At 66.4% G+C, this 15,930-nt stretch carries 27 protein-coding genes; all 27 read right to left on the bottom strand.

All coding sequences use genetic code 11. The annotated features are described in order from the left end of the window. Nucleotides 1-20 precede the first annotated feature (20 nt). The 27 genes from ACFXMF_RS18840 to tuf all read right to left on the bottom strand — a co-directional run bounded on the left by ACFXMF_RS18840 (nt 21) and on the right by tuf (nt 15,823). The gene (locus tag ACFXMF_RS18840; protein WP_360308791.1) at nt 21-401 is read right to left on the bottom strand and encodes a DUF1707 domain-containing protein; all 381 of its coding nucleotides are present in this window, start codon (nt 399-401) and stop codon (nt 21-23) included. A gap of 48 nt (nt 402-449) precedes the next feature. Next, entirely contained in the window at nt 450-1,067 is a 618-nt protein-coding gene (locus tag ACFXMF_RS18835; RefSeq protein WP_379988887.1) for a DUF1707 domain-containing protein, read from the bottom strand. A 70-nt stretch (nt 1,068-1,137) separates the two neighbouring features. Next, nucleotides 1,138-1,905: a type I methionyl aminopeptidase gene (map, locus tag ACFXMF_RS18830; RefSeq protein ID WP_379988888.1), complete on the bottom strand. Its 768-nt coding sequence runs from the start codon at nt 1,903-1,905 to the stop codon at nt 1,138-1,140. Nucleotides 1,906-2,027: 122 nt separating this feature from the next. Further along, nucleotides 2,028-2,681, bottom strand: a complete 654-nt coding sequence (locus tag ACFXMF_RS18825; RefSeq protein ID WP_360308783.1) for an adenylate kinase — start codon at nt 2,679-2,681, stop codon at nt 2,028-2,030. Then, a complete protein-coding gene (gene secY / locus ACFXMF_RS18820; RefSeq protein ID WP_360308780.1) occupies nt 2,682-4,004 on the bottom strand; it encodes a preprotein translocase subunit SecY in 1,323 nt (440 codons plus the stop codon). It lies immediately after the preceding gene. A 356-nt stretch (nt 4,005-4,360) separates the two neighbouring features. Then, entirely contained in the window at nt 4,361-4,819 is a 459-nt protein-coding gene (rplO, locus tag ACFXMF_RS18815; protein ID WP_355533000.1) for a 50S ribosomal protein L15, read from the bottom strand. A gap of 1 nt (nt 4,820) precedes the next feature. Beyond that, entirely contained in the window at nt 4,821-5,003 is a 183-nt protein-coding gene (gene rpmD, locus ACFXMF_RS18810) for a 50S ribosomal protein L30 (protein WP_020549219.1), read from the bottom strand. Next, nucleotides 5,003-5,608 carry a 30S ribosomal protein S5 gene (gene rpsE / locus ACFXMF_RS18805; protein ID WP_020549220.1) on the bottom strand — a complete coding sequence of 202 codons (606 nt, stop codon included), beginning with the start codon at nt 5,606-5,608 and terminating at the stop codon, nt 5,003-5,005. Before rpsE ends, rpmD begins: the two co-directional genes overlap by 1 nt. Nucleotides 5,609-5,654: 46 nt before the next feature. Further along, entirely contained in the window at nt 5,655-6,038 is a 384-nt protein-coding gene (rplR, locus tag ACFXMF_RS18800; RefSeq protein ID WP_020549221.1) for a 50S ribosomal protein L18, read from the bottom strand. A gap of 2 nt (nt 6,039-6,040) precedes the next feature. After that, nucleotides 6,041-6,580: a 50S ribosomal protein L6 gene (gene rplF, locus ACFXMF_RS18795; protein ID WP_020549222.1), complete on the bottom strand. Its 540-nt coding sequence runs from the start codon at nt 6,578-6,580 to the stop codon at nt 6,041-6,043. An 18-nt stretch (nt 6,581-6,598) separates the two neighbouring features. Continuing rightward, nucleotides 6,599-6,997, bottom strand: a complete 399-nt coding sequence (gene rpsH, locus ACFXMF_RS18790; protein WP_020549223.1) for a 30S ribosomal protein S8 — start codon at nt 6,995-6,997, stop codon at nt 6,599-6,601. A 188-nt stretch (nt 6,998-7,185) separates the two neighbouring features. Further along, on the bottom strand, nt 7,186-7,371 hold the full coding sequence (locus ACFXMF_RS18785) for a type Z 30S ribosomal protein S14 (RefSeq protein WP_161360669.1): 186 nt from the start codon (nt 7,369-7,371) through the stop codon (nt 7,186-7,188). A gap of 44 nt (nt 7,372-7,415) precedes the next feature. Beyond that, a complete protein-coding gene (gene rplE, locus ACFXMF_RS18780) occupies nt 7,416-7,985 on the bottom strand; it encodes a 50S ribosomal protein L5 (protein ID WP_020549225.1) in 570 nt (189 codons plus the stop codon). Further along, nucleotides 7,985-8,308, bottom strand: coding sequence for a 50S ribosomal protein L24 (gene rplX / locus ACFXMF_RS18775; protein ID WP_355533077.1), 324 nt, complete (start codon nt 8,306-8,308; stop codon nt 7,985-7,987). Before rplX ends, rplE begins: the two co-directional genes overlap by 1 nt. Nucleotides 8,309-8,323: 15 nt before the next feature. Then, nucleotides 8,324-8,692: a 50S ribosomal protein L14 gene (gene rplN / locus ACFXMF_RS18770; RefSeq protein WP_078975728.1), complete on the bottom strand. Its 369-nt coding sequence runs from the start codon at nt 8,690-8,692 to the stop codon at nt 8,324-8,326. A gap of 62 nt (nt 8,693-8,754) precedes the next feature. Beyond that, a complete protein-coding gene (gene rpsQ, locus ACFXMF_RS18765; protein ID WP_355532996.1) occupies nt 8,755-9,036 on the bottom strand; it encodes a 30S ribosomal protein S17 in 282 nt (93 codons plus the stop codon). After that, complete coding sequence (rpmC, locus tag ACFXMF_RS18760) at nt 9,033-9,266, bottom strand: 50S ribosomal protein L29 (RefSeq protein ID WP_020549229.1); 234 nt, start codon at nt 9,264-9,266, stop codon at nt 9,033-9,035. The genes rpsQ and rpmC overlap by 4 nt, the downstream gene beginning before the upstream one ends. Beyond that, entirely contained in the window at nt 9,266-9,685 is a 420-nt protein-coding gene (gene rplP / locus ACFXMF_RS18755; protein ID WP_020549230.1) for a 50S ribosomal protein L16, read from the bottom strand. The genes rpmC and rplP overlap by 1 nt, the downstream gene beginning before the upstream one ends. A gap of 5 nt (nt 9,686-9,690) precedes the next feature. Continuing rightward, nucleotides 9,691-10,566 (bottom strand): 30S ribosomal protein S3, encoded by an 876-nt coding sequence (rpsC, locus tag ACFXMF_RS18750; RefSeq protein ID WP_355532993.1) that lies wholly within the window; start codon nt 10,564-10,566, stop codon nt 9,691-9,693. Then, nucleotides 10,566-10,910, bottom strand: a complete 345-nt coding sequence (rplV, locus tag ACFXMF_RS18745; protein WP_026217944.1) for a 50S ribosomal protein L22 — start codon at nt 10,908-10,910, stop codon at nt 10,566-10,568. The genes rpsC and rplV overlap by 1 nt, the downstream gene beginning before the upstream one ends. Nucleotides 10,911-10,953: 43 nt before the next feature. Continuing rightward, the gene (gene rpsS, locus ACFXMF_RS18740) at nt 10,954-11,235 is read right to left on the bottom strand and encodes a 30S ribosomal protein S19 (RefSeq protein WP_020549233.1); all 282 of its coding nucleotides are present in this window, start codon (nt 11,233-11,235) and stop codon (nt 10,954-10,956) included. 11 nt (nt 11,236-11,246) lie between these two features. After that, nucleotides 11,247-12,083, bottom strand: coding sequence for a 50S ribosomal protein L2 (gene rplB / locus ACFXMF_RS18735; RefSeq protein WP_355532991.1), 837 nt, complete (start codon nt 12,081-12,083; stop codon nt 11,247-11,249). A gap of 34 nt (nt 12,084-12,117) precedes the next feature. Further along, nucleotides 12,118-12,459, bottom strand: a complete 342-nt coding sequence (rplW, locus tag ACFXMF_RS18730) for a 50S ribosomal protein L23 (protein WP_020549235.1) — start codon at nt 12,457-12,459, stop codon at nt 12,118-12,120. Then, complete coding sequence (gene rplD / locus ACFXMF_RS18725) at nt 12,456-13,133, bottom strand: 50S ribosomal protein L4 (RefSeq protein ID WP_360308905.1); 678 nt, start codon at nt 13,131-13,133, stop codon at nt 12,456-12,458. The genes rplW and rplD overlap by 4 nt, the downstream gene beginning before the upstream one ends. A gap of 5 nt (nt 13,134-13,138) precedes the next feature. Further along, nucleotides 13,139-13,783, bottom strand: coding sequence for a 50S ribosomal protein L3 (gene rplC, locus ACFXMF_RS18720; RefSeq protein WP_360308767.1), 645 nt, complete (start codon nt 13,781-13,783; stop codon nt 13,139-13,141). A gap of 13 nt (nt 13,784-13,796) precedes the next feature. After that, on the bottom strand, nt 13,797-14,105 hold the full coding sequence (gene rpsJ, locus ACFXMF_RS18715) for a 30S ribosomal protein S10 (protein ID WP_020549238.1): 309 nt from the start codon (nt 14,103-14,105) through the stop codon (nt 13,797-13,799). A 524-nt stretch (nt 14,106-14,629) separates the two neighbouring features. After that, nucleotides 14,630-15,823 (bottom strand): elongation factor Tu, encoded by a 1,194-nt coding sequence (gene tuf / locus ACFXMF_RS18710; RefSeq protein ID WP_360308763.1) that lies wholly within the window; start codon nt 15,821-15,823, stop codon nt 14,630-14,632. Nucleotides 15,824-15,930 lie beyond the last annotated feature (107 nt).

Raw genomic sequence — 15,930 nt, 5'->3', positions numbered from 1 at the left:
TCCCGCCGGGGCGGACGGATCTACCTCACGAAGTAGACCAGCGCCCAGATCAGCACACCGAGTGACATCACGACCAACCAGACCTTGTTCAACGTCGCGTTGGAAACCCGCGGACGCCGCTCCTTCGCCGGCCCATAGGCACCGGCTCGCGAAGGCGCGTCGACATGTCGGTGGTACTCCTGCGGCGGCGTCGCACCCGCCGCGTCGTCCCGATCCTCGCGGCCCGGCAACTGCGCCGAAACCGCGTCGAGCTCCCCCACCGTACCGGCTCGGCGGACCGCGTCCAGGCGCGCCCGGTATTCGGACAGCGCCAGACGGCCGGAAGCGAGGTGTTCACGCAGCTCGGCGGTCACACGTTCGCGGTCCGCAGGGGTCGCGGGGGCGTTCGGATCACGGTCCATACCACGAGCGTAGGCCCTGTTCGGGCACCCGGGCAGCGCGGCGCCCGGTCATCCGGACGAGGGCTGCCCGTGTCGCCGCAGGCACATCTGGATCGAGCCCAACACCGCCGCGGCCGGACCGTAGACCCACACCGGCCAGAAGTACACGACGCCGGTGCCGGCCACCGCGACCAGGAGCCAGATCACCACGTTCAACGCGGTGATCGCGTTCAGCGTGGTCCAGGCCGCCCGCAGGACCCGCGCCCCGGTGGCCCACCCGTCCCGCTCCCTCGGCTCCTGCGGCACCGGGTCCACGTCCCGGTACCTCCGGGCCGCGACCGGCGGCGGGGGCGGTACGGCGGCGAGCCACGTCGGCGCCGTAGGCGCGGGCATCCCGAGCGCCGACGACTCCGGCACGACCGGCCGAGCCGGCGCGGCCCGGGTGCGCGCCGCCTCGTAGGCCATCCGCGCGCGGATCACCTCGACGTCCGCCTCCAGATGTTCGGGCGGCGGCAGATCGGCGATCAGCCGGGCCAGATCCCCCAGCGTGACCGCCCCGAAGGCGGCCCCCATACGTTCGTTGAACTCTGCGAGCGTCAGCCGTCCGACCGCATGGTGGTCGCGCAGAAGCGTCACCGCCGCTTCACGGTCGACGTCGGATGCCCGCATGGTCGGATGCCTCACCATGCCTTCGACACTAGGCAGGCGCCCCGGCCGCGTACATGGTGCCAGCCCCACCATCGACGGGGGTCTGGCCTCAGGGTCGGGTCAGCACCACGGGCCCGTTCTCGGTGATCGCGATCGAGTGCTCCCAGTGCGCCGCGTGGCCGCCCGCCGTGGTCTTGACCGTCCACTCGTCCGGCAGCGTGTACGTGTCCGGCTTGCCCAGCGTGACCATCGGCTCGATCGCCAGGCACACGCCGACCTCCAGGCGCGGACCCCGGCCGCCGGGGCCGTAGTTGAGCACGTGCGGGTCCTGGTGCATCTCGGTACCGATGCCGTGGCCGCCGTAGTCCTCGACGATGCCGTACTTGGCACCGCCGGGCAGCGGGTTGGACCGGATCGACTTCTCCACCGCGTGGCTGATGTCGGTCAGCCGACCGCCGGCCACCGCGGCCTCGATGCCCGCCCACATCGACTGCTCGCACACCCGGCTCAGTTCGAGCACCTCGGGCCGCACCGTGCCGATCGGCACGGTGATCGCCGAGTCGCCGTGCCAGCCGTCCAGGATCGCACCGCAGTCGATCGAGATGATGTCCCCGTCGCACAACGGCGTCTCGTCCGGGATCCCGTGCACCACCACGTCGTTGACCGACGCGCAGATCGACGCCGGGAAGCCGTGATAGCCCTTGAACGAGGGGATCGCACCCGCCGCCCGGATCGACCGCTCGGCGATCGTGTCCAGATCGGCCGTGGTCACCCCGGGCTTCGCCGCCTCGCGCAGCAGCTCCAGCGTGTTCGCCACCACGGCCCCGGCCCGACGCATCTTCTCGATCTGCTCGGGCGTCTTGCGCTCGATTCGCATGTGGCGCTTCCTGAACACCGGCATGGCCGTCCTCGTCTGTGTATCGCCTGGAAAGCACGATGGGCGATCCGGGGTTTCCCCGGATCGCCCATGTGTGATGTCTGTCGCGGTCGACGCCCGGATCAGGCGCCGAACTCCCGAAGCGCGGTCATCGCGCGCCCGGTGACCTCCTTGACCGGACCCGTCGCCTGGATCGGCAGCAGGAGGTTGCGCTCGGAGTAATAGCCGACCAAGGGTTCGGTCTGCTCCTTGTACACGTCCAGGCGGTGCCGGACGGTCTCCTCGCGGTCGTCGTCACGCTGGTACAACTCGCTGCCGCACTCGTCGCAGACGCCCGGCACCTTCGGCGGGTCGGTCAGGATGTGGCAGACGTGCCCACTGGCCCGGCACTGCCGGCGGCCGGAGATGCGCTGAATGATCTCCGAGTCGTCGACCTTGAGTTCGAGCACCACGTCGAGCTCGGTGTCGTTCTCGGCGAGGATCTCGTCGAGCACCTTGGCCTGAGCGGTGTTGCGCGGGAACCCGTCGAGGAGGAAACCGGCGGCGACGTCCGGCTGCGCGAGGCGCTCCCGGACCATGCCTATGGTCACCTCGTCGGGTACGAGGTTGCCCGCGTCCATGTAGGTCTTCGCCTCGCGGCCGAGCGGGGTGCCCTGACTCACGTTGGCGCGGAAGATGTCACCGGTCGAGACGGCGGGAATCGACAGGTTGGCGGCGATGTACTGGGCCTGGGTTCCCTTACCCGCGCCGGGAGGCCCCACGAGAACGATACGCATTTAGCGGAGGAAGCCTTCGTAGTTGCGCTGCTGGAGCTGACTCTCGATCTGCTTCACGGTTTCCAGACCCACTCCCACGATGATCAGGATGCTCGTGCCGCCGAACGGGAAGTTCTGGTTGGCGTTGAAGAGCACGAGCGCGATGCTGGGTACCAGCGCGATCATGCCCAGGTACAACGATCCGGGCCACGTGATCCTGGTGAGGATGTAGTTCAGGTATTCCGCAGTCGGTCTGCCGGCGCGGATCCCCGGAATGAAGCCACCATACTTCTTCATGTTGTCGGCTACTTCTTCGGGGTTGAACGTGATGGCCACGTAGAAGAACGCGAAGAAGACGATCAGCAAGAAGTACGTGATCATGTACAGCGGGTGGTCGCCCTTGACGAAGTGGCGTTCGATCCACACCGCCCAGTCCGATTTCCCACCGCTGAACTGGGCGATGAGGGCCGGGATGTACAGCAGCGACGAGGCGAAGATGACGGGGATGATGCCCGCCTGGTTCACCTTGAGCGGGATGTAGGTCGAGGTCCCGCCGTAGGCGCGACGCCCGATCATGCGCTTGGCGTACTGCACCGGGATCCGGCGCTGCGCCTGTTCCACGAAGACCACCAGGCCGACCATCACGAGGCCGATGGCGATGACGGTGAAGAACGGCACCCAGCCGCCGCCGATGGTGCCCTGCTCCTTGATGGTCCACAGCGCGGCCGGGAAACCGGCGGCGACCGAGACGAACATCAGGATCGACATGCCGTTGCCGATGCCGCGGTCGGTGATCAGCTCACCCAGCCACATGATCGTGGAGGTACCGGCGGTCATCACCGCGACCATGACGATCACCCGGAAGAGCGAGTCGTCCGGCACGATGCCCTGCGGGTCGCAGGTCTGGCTGCGGGCGCTGGAGAACAGCGCGCCGCTGCGGGCGGTGGCGATCAGCGCGGTCGACTGCAGAATCGACAGCGCGATGGTCAGGTACCGGGTGTACTGGGTGATCTTCGCGGTGCCGGACTGGCCCTCCTTCTTGAGGGCCTCCAGCCTCGGGATCACCACGGTCAGAAGCTGCAGGATGATGCTCGCCGTGATGTACGGCATGATCCCCAGCGCGAAGATCGTGAGTTGCAGCAGCGCACCGCCGCTGAACATGTTCACGAGTCCGAACAGGCTGTTCCGGTTGGAGTCCTCTACGCAAGAGCGCACCATCTCGAACGAGACGCCCGGCACCGGGATATGCGACCCGATCCGAAAGAGGACGATGATCGCCAACGTGAACAGCAGCTTCTTGCGCAGGTCGGGCGTGCGGAACGCCCTGGCGAACGCGGTGAGCACACTGCCTCCTGCGCCCCGCCCGTCTTAGGGGCGAGTCGATCGAGTCGTCGGTCCGGTAGGACCACTGGTCAGGTCCCGCACAGGGAACCTCACGGACAATAACAGCGCCGACGGCCCGGAAGTATCGCCCCGGTCCGACGTTCCTGCGACATGACACAACACACGGTAAAAACAGAGCAAGTCATGTGAGAGAGCGGTGCAATGAATCCGCCCCCACGACACAGCAAACCACAGGGGCGCCACCACCTTACCGGCGTGGCGCCCCTGCGCTATAGCCCTCAACGACGTCAAGGCCCGTTCGGTACCGATCCGAACGGGCCATGACGGTCAAACGATCAATCCGGTACGCGCGAGCGTCAGACCGACAGTTCGTCGGCCGAGCCACCCGCGGCGGCAATCTTGGTCTTCGCCGAGCCGGAGAAGGCGTGCACCTTCACCTGGACGGCAACCGAGATCTCGCCGGTGCCCAGGATCTTGACGGGCAGGTTCTTGCGAACCGCGCCCTTCTCGATCAGACCCTCGACGGTGACTTCGCCACCGTTGGGGTACAGGGACTCGATCTTGTCCAGGTTCACGACCTGGAACTCGACCCGGAACGGGTTCTTGAAGCCCTTGAGCTTGGGCAGCCGCATGTGCAGCGGCATCTGCCCACCCTCGAAACGGGCCGGAACCTGGTAACGAGCCTTCGTGCCCTTGGTGCCACGACCGGCGGTCTTACCCTTGGAGCCCTCGCCACGACCCACGCGGGTCTTGGCGGTCTTGGCGCCCGGGGCGGGCCGCAGGTGGTGCACCTTCAGCGGGTTGTCAGCACCCATGTCAGTCGACCTCCTCGACGGTGACGAGGTGCGACACCGTCGCGATCATGCCGCGGATCTCCGGGCGGTCTTCCTTGACGACCACGTCGTGGACGCGCTTGAGACCGAGCGAACGGAGAGTGTCCCGCTGGTTCTGCCTGCCACCGATCTTCGATCGGGTCTGCGTGACCTTGAGACGTGCCATTACGCACCAACCCCCGCGCGGGCCCGCAGAAGCGCGGCCGGGGCCACGTCCTCCAGAGGCAGGCCACGACGAGCCGCGATCTCCTCGGGGCGAACGAGCCCCTGGAGCGCCGCGACGGTCGCGTGCACGATGTTGATCGGGTTCGACGAACCGAGCGACTTGCTCAGCACGTCGTGGATGCCGGCGCACTCGAGCACGGCGCGCACGGGGCCACCGGCGATGACGCCGGTACCCGGCGAAGCCGGCTTCAGGAGCACGACGCCGGCAGCCTTCTCACCCTGGATCGGGTGCGGGATGGTGCCCTGGATACGGGGGACCTTGAAGAAGTGCTTCTTGGCCTCTTCAACACCCTTGGCGATCGCGGCCGGCACCTCCTTGGCCTTGCCGTAACCGACACCTACGGTGCCATCGCCATCGCCGACCACGACCAGCGCGGTGAAGCTGAAGCGACGACCACCCTTCACGACCTTGGCGACGCGATTGATCGCGACCACGCGCTCGACGTAAGCGGTCTTCTCGGCGGCTGCGCCACCATCACGTCGATCCCGCCGGTCCCGCCGCTCGCCGCCGCCGGCGCCGCCACCGCGGCGCTGGGGTCCAGCCATCAGAATGTCCTCACATCTGTCGTTCGAAGCTTGTCCCGGAGCGGGCTCAGAAGGTCAGCCCGTTACCGCGTGCGGCATCCGCGAGAGCGGCGATCCGGCCGTGGTACTTGTTGCCACCACGGTCGAACACGACGGCCTCGACACCGGCAGCCTTCGCACGCTCGGCGACCAATTCGCCGACCTTGCGAGCCTGGGCGGTCTTGTCGCCCTCGCCACCACGGATGGACGGGTCCATCGTGGAGGCCGAAGCGAGAGTGTGGCCGGCGATGTCGTCGATAACCTGCGCCACCATGTGACGGGTGGAGCGGCTCACGACGAGACGGGGCCGCAGCGGGGTGCCGGAAACCTTCTTCCGCACCCGGATGTGCCGGCGCTTGCGTGCGACAGACTTCTTCGCAACGCCCTTGCCGGTCTTCACGCCGACAGCCATGCCTACTTACCAGCCTTTCCGACCTTGCGGCGGATGACCTCGCCGGCGTACTTGACGCCCTTGGCCTTGTACGGGTCGGGCTTACGCAGCTTGCGAATGTTCGCCGCGATCTCACCGACCTTCTGCTTGTCGATGCCCTCGACCGAGAAACGGGTCGGGGCCTCGACCACGAAGGTGATGCCCTCCGGGGCCTCGACGACGACGGGGTGGCTGAATCCGAGCGCGAACTCCAGCGAGGAGCCCTTCGCCTGGACGCGGTAACCGACGCCGCTGATCTCAAGCTTCTTGATGTATCCCTGGGTCACACCAGTGATCATGTTCGCCACCAGCGTCCGGGACAGCCCATGCAGGGCCTTCGAGCGACGCTCGTCGTCGGGACGGGTCACCGCGAGGGTGCCGTCGTCCGACTTCGCGATCTCGATCGGGGCGGCGATGGTGTGCGACAGGGAACCCTTGGGGCCCTTCACGACAACCTCGCGGCCATTGATGGTGACGTCCACACCGGTGGGAACCGGGATGGGGAGACGTCCGATGCGCGACATTGCTCTCCTTCCCTTCCCTTACCAGACGAAGGCGAGGACTTCCCCGCCCACGCCCTTCTTGGCCGCCTGCTTGTCGGTGAGGAGACCGGTCGACGTCGAGATAATCGCGACGCCGAGGCCACCGAGCACCTTCGGCAGGTTCGTGGACTTTGCGTACACCCGCAGACCGGGCTTCGACACACGGCGGACGCCGGCGATCGAGCGCTCGCGGTTCGGGCCGTACTTGAGGACGACGGTGAGCTTCTTGCCCACCTCCGCGTCCTCGACGCGCCAGCCCTGGATGTAACCCTCCTGCTGGAGGATCTCCGCGATGTGCGACTTGATCTTGCTGAACGGCATCACGACGTCGTCGTGATAAGCCGAGTTGGCGTTCCGCAGACGAGTCAACATGTCTGCGATGGGGTCGGTCATGGTCATGACGGCCTCAAGGCCTTTCTCGCCGTGGTTTCCCGGCGTGCGATCCCTCGCCCCGCCGCCCTCCCGAGGGAGAGCGGCGAGGCGACGACTGCGGTGCGGGACCTACGACGTCGTTACTGTTCTCGTTCGTCCCCACGGGACGATCGATTTGCGGGTGCCGCGTCGGTCGCCGAGGCGACCGTCGCGAACTACCAGCTGCTCTTGGTGACGCCCGGCAGCTCGCCGGCGTGCGCCATCATGCGCAGGCACACGCGGCACAGGCCGAACTTGCGGTACACCGAGTGAGGACGGCCACAGCGCTGGCAGCGCGTGTAGCCACGAACCTCGAACTTCGGCTTGCGGGCGGCCTTTGCGATCAGGGCCTTCTTCGCCACGTCTCAGTCTCCTTGTTGCGTTCCTCAGTCGGCGAGCCGACTGCTCACGCTTCCTTGAACGGGAAGCCGAGGAGACGCAGCAGAGCGCGGCCCTCGTCGTCGTTCTTGGCGCTGGTCACCACAGTGATGTCCATGCCGCGAACGCGGTCGATCTTGTCCTGGTCGATCTCGTGGAACATCGACTGCTCCGTGAGACCGAAGGTGTAGTTGCCGCGGCCGTCGAACTGCTTCGGCGAGAGGCCGCGGAAGTCGCGGATACGCGGCAGAGCGATCGACAGCAGACGGTCGAGGAACTCCCACATGCGGTCGCCGCGCAGTGTAACGTGCGCGCCGATCGGCTGACCTTCACGCAGCTTGAACTGCGCGATGGACTTGCGGGCCTTCGTGACCTGGGGCTTCTGGCCGGTGATGGCCATCAGGTCCTTGATCGCGCCGTCGATCAGCTTCGAGTCGCGGGCGGCGTCGCCCACACCCATGTTGACCACGATCTTGGTGACGCCCGGAACCTGCATGACGTTCTCGAACGAGAACTCCTCACGCAGCTTGCCGAGGATCTCCTCGCGGTAACGCTGCTTCAGACGCGGCAGTTCGCGCGCCTCAGTGGTGACCGTCATCAGATGTCCTCACCGGTCCGCTTGGCGTACCGGATCTTGTTGCCCTCGTCATCGAACCGGAAGCCGGTCCGCGTCGGGACCTTCTTTCCGTCCTTCTCCACCACCAGCATCACGTTGCTGACGTGGATGGAGGCTTCCTGGGTGATGATGCCACCGGTCTTGGCACCCTTGGCGGACTGACCCACCTTGGTGTGCTTCTTGATCCGGTTGACGCCCTCGACCAGGACGCGCTCCTTCGGCGGGAAGGCCGCGATGACCTTGCCCTGCTTGCCCTTGTCCTTGCCCGTGATGACCTGTACCAGGTCACCCTTCTTGATCTTCATCGCCTTCGCCATTGGTTAGAGCACCTCCGGCGCGAGCGAGATGATCTTCATGAACTTCTTCTCACGAAGCTCACGGCCGACCGGACCGAAAATACGGGTGCCTCGGGGTTCGCCATCGTTCTTCAGGACAACGGCGGCGTTCTCGTCGAAGCGGATGTAGGAGCCGTCGACACGCCGGCGCTCCTTGACCGTCCGCACGACGACTGCCTTGATGACGTCGCCCTTCTTCACGTTGCCACCGGGGATCGCGTCCTTGACGGTGGCAACGATGACGTCCCCGATGCCCGCGTAGCGCCGGCCGGAGCCACCGAGCACACGGATGCAGAGAATCTCCTTCGCACCCGTGTTGTCGGCGACTCGCAGTCGCGACTCCTGCTGGATCACGTCTAACTCCTGATCGTCACGTCGCGGTCACGACCCACGGTTGGTGGGGCGACCGGCGCTCGCTACTTGGCCTTTTCGAGGATCTCGACGATGCGCCAGCGCTTGCTGGCGGACAGCGGCCGAGTCTCCATGAGGACGACACGGTCACCGACGCCACAGGCGTTCTGCTCGTCGTGAGCCTTCAGCTTGTTCGTGCGGCGGATGACCTTGCCGTACATCGGGTGCTTCACGCGGTCCTCGACGGCGACGACGACGGTCTTGTCCATCTTGTCGCTGACGACGAGGCCCTCACGGGTCTTGCGGAATCCCCGGGTTGCTTCAGTCATCTCAGTCTTCTCGCTCACGCCGCGCCTCCGGTCTCCTGCACGTCGATGCCCAGCTCGCGCTCGCGCATCAGCGTGTAGATCCGGGCGATGTCCTTACGGACAGCCTTGAGCCGCCCGTGATTCTCGAGCTGCCCGGTCGCCGCCTGGAAACGGAGGTTGAACAGCTCCTCCTTGGCTTCGCGGAGCTTGGCGACGATTTCCTCGTCACCGAGTTCGCGGAGCTCGGACGCCTTGGTAACGGCCGCCATCACGCCTCACCAGCCTCGCGCCGGACGATCCGGCACTTCATCGGCAGCTTGTGCACGGCGCGGGTAAGCGCCTCACGAGCCACCTTCTCGTTCGGGTACGACAGTTCGAACATCACCCGACCGGGCTTGACGTTCGCGACCCACCACTCGGGCGAGCCCTTACCGGAACCCATGCGGGTCTCGGCAGGCTTCTTGGTCAGCGGACGGTCGGGGTAGATGTTGATCCACACCTTGCCACCACGGCGAATGTGCCGGGTGATGGCAATACGAGCGGACTCGATCTGACGGTTGGTCACGTACGCCTGGCCCAGGGCCTGGATGCCGTACTCGCCGAACGCCAGTTCCGTACCGCCCTTGGCGCGGCCACCACGCTTGGGGTGGTGCTGCTTGCGGTGCTTGACCCTGCGGGGGATCAGCATCGGGGTCAGGCCTCCGATCCGGATTCGGGCGCCGAGTTCACAGCCTCGGCCGCCGGCGCGGAGCCGGTGTCCGAGGAACCGGTGGCCTGCGCGTCGTTCTGCTGCGGACGTCCGCCGCGGCCACCACGGCCACCGCGCTCGCCGCCACGACCGCCGCCGCCACCCTCGCCACCACGACGGGGACGCTCGGGAGCGCCGCCGCGGGCGGGACGGTTGCTGGCACGAGCCGCAGCGTTCTCGGCGCGAACCTCGGCGATGTTCTTCACGTCGCCCTTGTAGATCCACACCTTCACACCGATGCGACCGAACGTCGTACGGGCCTCGAAGAAGCCGTAGTCGACGTTGGCGCGCAGCGTGTGCAGCGGCACGCGACCCTCACGGTAGAACTCCGAGCGGGACATTTCGGCCCCACCCAGACGACCACCGCACTGGATCTTGATGCCCTTGGCCCCGGCCTTCATGGAGCTCTGCATCGCCTTGCGCATCGCGCGGCGGAAGGACACGCGGCTCGAGAGCTGCTCGGCCACACCCTGCGCCACAAGCTGAGCGTCCACCTCGGGGTTCTTGACCTCGAGGATGTTGAGCTGAACCTGCTTGCCGGTGAGCTTCTCGAGCTCACCGCGGATGCGGTCGGCCTCCGCACCACGACGGCCGATGACGATGCCCGGCCGGGCGGTGTGGATGTCGACGCGGACGCGCTCACGGGTGCGCTCGATCTCGACCTTCGAGATCCCGGCGCGCTCCATGCCCTTCGTCATCATCTGACGAATCTTGACGTCCTCGCCGACGTAGTCCTTGTAAAGCTTGTCGGCGTACCACCGGGACTTGAAGTCCGTGGTGATGCCGAGACGGAACCCGTGCGGGTTAACCTTCTGGCCCACTAGCGGGTCCTCTCCTTCTCGGCGACAACCACGGTGATGTGGCTGGTGCGCTTGCGGATGCGGTACGCCCGGCCCTGTGCCCGCGGACGGAAACGCTTGAGGGTCGGACCCTCGTCCACGTAGGCGGCGGACACGTACAGGATGTTCGTGTCCAAGTTGTGGTTGTGACCGGCGTTGGCAATGGCGCTGTCCAGCACCTTGCCGACCGGCTCACTCGCGGCCTGCGGAGCGAATCGCAGGACCGCCTGGGCCTCCGCGGCGTTCATGCCACGGATGAGGTCCACCACACGGCGGGCCTTCATGGGCGTGACGCGGATGTACCGCGCCTGAGCCCTGGCTTCCATCGACGTCCCCTTGCTCATCTCGATATCCATGCGATTCGCCGCGTCAGCGACGACGCGACTTCCGGTCGTCCTTCTCGTGACCGCGGAAGGTCCGAGTCGGCGCGAACTCGCCGAGCTTGTGGCCGACCATCGACTCGGTCACGAACACCGGGACGTGCTTACGGCCGTCGTGCACCGCGATCGTGTGGCCCAACATCGCCGGGACGATCATCGAGCGACGGGACCAGGTCTTGATGACGTTCTTGGTTCCCTTGTCGTTCTGTACGTCCACCTTCTTGATGAGGTGGCCGTCGACGAAGGGTCCCTTCTTGAGACTGCGCGGCATCGAGACTGCTCCTAGCGCTTCTTGTTCGTCTTGCGGCGGCGGATGATGAGCTTGTCGCTGGCCTTCTTCGGCCGGCGAGTACGACCCTCGGGCTTACCCCAGGGGCTCACCGGGTGGCGACCACCAGAGGTCTTACCCTCACCACCACCGTGTGGGTGGTCGATGGGGTTCATCGCCACACCGCGGACGGTCGGGCGCTTGCCCTTCCAGCGCATGCGACCGGCCTTGCCCCAGTTGATGTTCGACTGCTCGGCATTGCCGATCTCGCCGATCGTCGCCCGGCAGCGCACGTCCACCAGGCGAATTTCGCCCGAGGGCATGCGGAGGGTCGCGTGAGCGCCCTCCTTCGCCAGCAGCTGCACGCTGACACCCGCGGAACGGGCGATCTTCGCGCCGCCACCGGGCCGAAGCTCGATGGCGTGGATGACCGTACCGACCGGGATGTTCCGGAGCGGCATGTTGTTGCCCGGCTTGATGTCGGCGCCCGGACCGTTCTCGATCCGGTCGCCCTGCTTCAGCTTGTTCGGGCACAGGATGTAGCGCTTCTCGCCGTCCGCGTAGTGCAGAAGAGCGATGCGCGCGGTGCGGTTCGGGTCGTACTCGATGTGAGCGACCTTCGCCGGAACGCCGTCCTTGTCGTTGCGCCGGAAGTCGATCAGTCGGTACGCGCGCTTGTGTCCGCCACCCTGGTGGCGAGCAGTCACACGGCCGTGGTTGTTACGACCACCCTTGCTGTGCAGAGGGCGGACCAGCGACTTCTCCGGCTCGGACCGCGTGATCTCGACGAAGTCGGCGACGCTGGCGCCACGACGGCCCGGCGTCGTCGGCTTGTACTTGCGGATGCCCATGGCTTCTCTTAGTCCTCGTCCGTATCAGCGGCCGTCAGCCGACGGGTCCACCGAAGATGTCGATCCGCTCGCCCTCTGCAAGGGTGACGATCGCGCGCTTCGTGTCCTTGCGCTTGCCGAAACCGGTCTTGGTGCGCTTGCGCTTACCGACGCGGTTGATCGTGTTGACGCTCTCGACCTTGACCCCGAAGACCGCGATGACGGCCTGCTTGATCTGAGTCTTGTTGGCGTCGGGGTGCACGATGAACGTGTACTTGTTCTCGTCGATGAGCCCGTAGCTCTTCTCCGAGATCACCGGCTTCAGCAGCACGTCGCGCGGGTCGGTGTAGGTCTTGCTGGTGACCTTCGTCGTGCTCTCGACGGTGTCGGTGCTCACGCGTGGCTCCCTTCGAGCTCGTCGGAGCTCGCGACCGCCGAGGCGGCCTGGGCCGGTCCGGCGATGAAGCGCTCCAGAGCGGCCTTCGTGAAGACCACGTCGTCGGAGACGAGCACGTCGTAGGTGTTCAGCTGCCCGACCTCGAGCAAGTGCACCTGCGGAAGGTTGCGGGCGCTCAGCCAGGCAGTGGTGTCGGACTTCTCGACGACCAGGAGCACGTGCTTGCGCTCACTGATCTTGCCGAGCAGCGTCTTCGCCGCCTTGACCGACGGCTTGTCGCCCTCGATCAGCGCGGAAACGCAGTGGATGCGCTCGTGACGCGCCCGGTCGGAGAGGGCACCGCGCAGGGCGGACGCCTTCATCTTCTTCGGGGTCCGCTGCTCGTAGTCACGCGGCACGGGACCGTGCACGACGCCACCACCGGCGAACTGCGGCGCGCGGGTCGAGCCCTGACGGGCGCGACCGGTGCCCTTCTGGCGGTACGGCTTGCGCCCACCACCGCGGACCTCGCCACGAGTCTTGGTCTTGTGCGTGCCCTGACGAGCCGCGGCGAGCTGCGCCACGACGACCTGGTGGATCGTCGGGATGCTCACCTGGACGTCGAACAGCCCCGCGGGGAGCTCGATCGTCCCGGACTTCTCGCCGGCGGGCGAAAGAACGTCAATGCTGGTCATGAAATTCACACACCCTTCGCAGCAGTGCGCACCAGAACCAGGCCGCCGTTGGGACCGGGGACCGCGCCCTTGATCAGGAGCAGGCCCTTCTCCGCGTCCACAGCGTGCACGGTCAGGTTCTGGGTGGAGACGCGCTCGTTACCCATGCGGCCTGCCATGCGCACGCCCTTGAACACACGACCCGGGGTGGCGCAGCCACCGATCGAGCCGGGCGAGCGGTGCTTGCGCTGCGTACCGTGCGAGCTGCCGAGACCCTTGAAGCCGTGTCGCTTCATGACACCGGCCGTGCCCTTGCCCTTCGAGGTGCCCATGACGTCGACCTTCTGGCCGGCCTCGAACACCTCGGCGGTGATCTCCTGCGCCAGCGTGTACTCGCCGGCGTCGGAGGTGCGGAGCTCGATCAGGTGGCGACGCGGGGTCACCCCGGCCTTGGCGAAGTGGCCGGCGAGCGGCTTGTTCACCTTGCGCGGGTCGATCGCGCCGAACGCGATCTGGACGGCCGAGTAGCCGTCGACCTCGGCGTTGCGGACCTGGGTCACGACGCAGGGCCCGGCCTCGACCACAGTCACTGGAACGACGCGGTTGTTCTCGTCCCAGACCTGGGTCATGCCGAGCTTCTTGCCCAGAATGCCCTTCATCTGCTTCGTCATCGTCGGTGCGTCCTCAGAGCTTGATCTCGATGTCGACGCCGGCCGGCAGGTCGAGACGCATAAGCGAGTCGACCGTCTTCGGCGTGGGGTCGAGGATGTCGATGAGCCGCTTGTGAGTGCGCATCTCGAAGTGCTCGCGCGAGTCCTTGTACTTGTGCGGCGAGCGGATGACGCAGTACACGTTCTTCTCGGTCGGCAGCGGCACCGGTCCCGCAACCTGCGCACCAGTACGCGTCACCGTCTCGACGATCTTCTTCGCCGAACTGTCGATGACCTCGTGGTCGTAGGCCTTGAGCCTGATGCGGATCTTCTGTCCCGCCATGGCTGCTTCGAATTCCTTCTCTCGTACCGCTGCGGATCACCCCCGCTGACACGGGGAGAAGACTTGGGCTGAAAACCCGTTGGGGTTTCCCTTCCCCGCCGACCCCCGCGGTCGGGCGTGTCGCTCTGTTGCTCACAAGCACCCCTTGGAAACCCTTACGGGCGGCCTGGGGGCCTGGGCAACGTACTCTCGGCGTCACCTTCGCTGCGGCAAGCGAAAGGACGACACGAGGTCGCTAAGCGACGACGCCGGCTGCATGGGTGGCAGGACAGAAGTCCACCGATTGCTCGGAGTCAACTGGGCCGGCGCCCGATCCCGTCTGTGCGACAGGCACGGCGCAGCCCGTTGTCTATCCGAGCAACTTGGCTAGTATGCCCCACGAATGGCGGGCTTGGCCAATCGAGCGGCTCTCCCAGGTTTGAGGGAGCCACCGAGCAGTGGATATCCGGTCCCACCTTGGGGGTGGAATCGATCCGGACAAAGCCCCGCCCGCCGACCCAGGTGGACCGGCGGGCGGGATTTCATCACTTCTTGATCTTGACGACCTGGCCGGCGCCCACGGTGCGGCCACCCTCGCGGATGGCGAAACGCAGGCCCTCTTCCATGGCGATCGGCTGGATCAGCGCGACGTCCATGCCGGTGTTGTCACCCGGCATGACCATCTCGGTGCCCTCGGGGAGGGTCACCACGCCGGTCACGTCCGTCGTACGGAAGTAGAACTGCGGCCGGTAGTTGTTGAAGAAGGGGGTGTGACGGCCACCCTCGTCCTTCGACAGGATGTAGACCTGGGCCTCGAAGTCGGTGTGCGGCGTGACCGAACCCGGCTTGATGATGACCTGGCCGCGCTCGACGTCCTCGCGCTTGATGCCGCGGAGGAGCAGACCGACGTTCTCGCCCGCCTGGCCCTCGTCGAGCAGCTTGCGGAACATCTCGATGCCGGTGACCGTGGTGGTGGTCTTCTCCAGCTTGATACCGATGATGTCGACGGTCTCGTTGACCTTGACGATGCCACGCTCGATGCGGCCGGTGACGACGGTGCCACGACCGGTGATCGTGAAGACGTCCTCGACGGGCATCAGGAACGGCATGTCGGTGTCACGCGGCGGCGTCGGGATCGACTCGTCGACGGCGGCCATGAGACCGAGAAGCTTCTCGCCCCACTCCTTGTCGCCCTCGAGCGCCTTGAGCGCCGAGACCCGCACGACCGGAAGGTCGTCGCCCGGGAACTCGTACTCCGAGAGGAGCTCGCGCACCTCGAGCTCGACGAGCTCCAGGATCTCCTCGTCGTCCACCATGTCGGCCTTGTTCAGCGCGACCACGATGTACGGAACGCCGACCTGGCGGGCCAGGAGCACGTGCTCCTTGGTCTGCGGCATCGGGCCGTCGGTGGCGGCGACCACGAGGATCGCGCCGTCCATCTGCGCGGCACCGGTGATCATGTTCTTGATGTAGTCGGCGTGCCCGGGGCAGTCGACGTGCGCGTAGTGACGGTTCTCCGTCTGGTACTCGACGTGCGCGATCGAGATCGTGATACCGCGCTGCCGCTCCTCCGGCGCCTTGTCGATCTGGTCGAACGGCGTGAAGGGGTTCAGGTCCGGGTACGCGTCGTGCAGCACCTTGGTAATCGCCGCGGTCAGCGTCGTCTTACCGTGGTCGATGTGACCAATGGTGCCGATGTTGACGTGCGGCTTAGTCCGCTCGAACTTAGCCTTCGCCACTGGGGTCCTCCTGTGGACTGGTTCTTTACGCCGTACGACGTCGGGTATCGGGGGTGAGCCGGGGCGGGGGCACCGGAGTCCTGTGGACTCCGGGTCCCCCTGGTATC

The organism is Embleya sp. NPDC059213 (assembly GCF_042754445.1).
GTDB lineage: Bacteria > Actinomycetota > Actinomycetes > Streptomycetales > Streptomycetaceae > Embleya.
Note: the sequence above shows the minus strand (reverse complement) of the source record. Positions and strands in the feature narration are given on the sequence as shown.

Bases quoted from the DNA above. Each gene is read 5' to 3' on its own strand.
- rpsJ (WP_020549238.1), bottom strand. From the start codon at position 14,105: ATGGCGGGACAGAAGATCCGCATCAGGCTCAAGGCCTACGACCACGAG.
- ACFXMF_RS18840 (WP_360308791.1), bottom strand. From the start codon at position 401: ATGGACCGTGATCCGAACGCCCCCGCGACCCCTGCGGACCGCGAACGT.
- rplB (WP_355532991.1), bottom strand. From the start codon at position 12,083: ATGGGCATCCGCAAGTACAAGCCGACGACGCCGGGCCGTCGTGGCGCC.
- rplE (WP_020549225.1), bottom strand. From the start codon at position 7,985: ATGACGGTCACCACTGAGGCGCGCGAACTGCCGCGTCTGAAGCAGCGT.
- rplR (WP_020549221.1), bottom strand. From the start codon at position 6,038: ATGGCTGTCGGCGTGAAGACCGGCAAGGGCGTTGCGAAGAAGTCTGTC.
- rpsH (WP_020549223.1), bottom strand. From the start codon at position 6,997: ATGACCATGACCGACCCCATCGCAGACATGTTGACTCGTCTGCGGAAC.
- map (WP_379988888.1), bottom strand. From the start codon at position 1,905: ATGCGAATCGAGCGCAAGACGCCCGAGCAGATCGAGAAGATGCGTCGG.
- rplO (WP_355533000.1), bottom strand. From the start codon at position 4,819: ATGGGTGCTGACAACCCGCTGAAGGTGCACCACCTGCGGCCCGCCCCG.
- rplF (WP_020549222.1), bottom strand. From the start codon at position 6,580: ATGTCGCGCATCGGACGTCTCCCCATCCCGGTTCCCACCGGTGTGGAC.
- ACFXMF_RS18835 (WP_379988887.1), bottom strand. From the start codon at position 1,067: ATGGTGAGGCATCCGACCATGCGGGCATCCGACGTCGACCGTGAAGCG.
- rpmC (WP_020549229.1), bottom strand. From the start codon at position 9,266: ATGGCGGCCGTTACCAAGGCGTCCGAGCTCCGCGAACTCGGTGACGAG.
- rpsE (WP_020549220.1), bottom strand. From the start codon at position 5,608: ATGGCTGGACCCCAGCGCCGCGGTGGCGGCGCCGGCGGCGGCGAGCGG.
- rpsS (WP_020549233.1), bottom strand. From the start codon at position 11,235: ATGCCGCGCAGTCTCAAGAAGGGACCCTTCGTCGACGGCCACCTCATC.
- rplC (WP_360308767.1), bottom strand. From the start codon at position 13,783: ATGACGAAGCAGATGAAGGGCATTCTGGGCAAGAAGCTCGGCATGACC.
- ACFXMF_RS18825 (WP_360308783.1), bottom strand. From the start codon at position 2,681: ATGCGTATCGTTCTCGTGGGGCCTCCCGGCGCGGGTAAGGGAACCCAG.
- rpmD (WP_020549219.1), bottom strand. From the start codon at position 5,003: ATGGCACGTCTCAAGGTCACGCAGACCCGATCGAAGATCGGTGGCAGG.
- rplX (WP_355533077.1), bottom strand. From the start codon at position 8,308: ATGAAGATCAAGAAGGGTGACCTGGTACAGGTCATCACGGGCAAGGAC.
- rplD (WP_360308905.1), bottom strand. From the start codon at position 13,133: ATGACCAGCATTGACGTTCTTTCGCCCGCCGGCGAGAAGTCCGGGACG.
- rplP (WP_020549230.1), bottom strand. From the start codon at position 9,685: ATGCTGATCCCCCGCAGGGTCAAGCACCGCAAGCAGCACCACCCCAAG.
- rplV (WP_026217944.1), bottom strand. From the start codon at position 10,910: ATGGAAGCCAGGGCTCAGGCGCGGTACATCCGCGTCACGCCCATGAAG.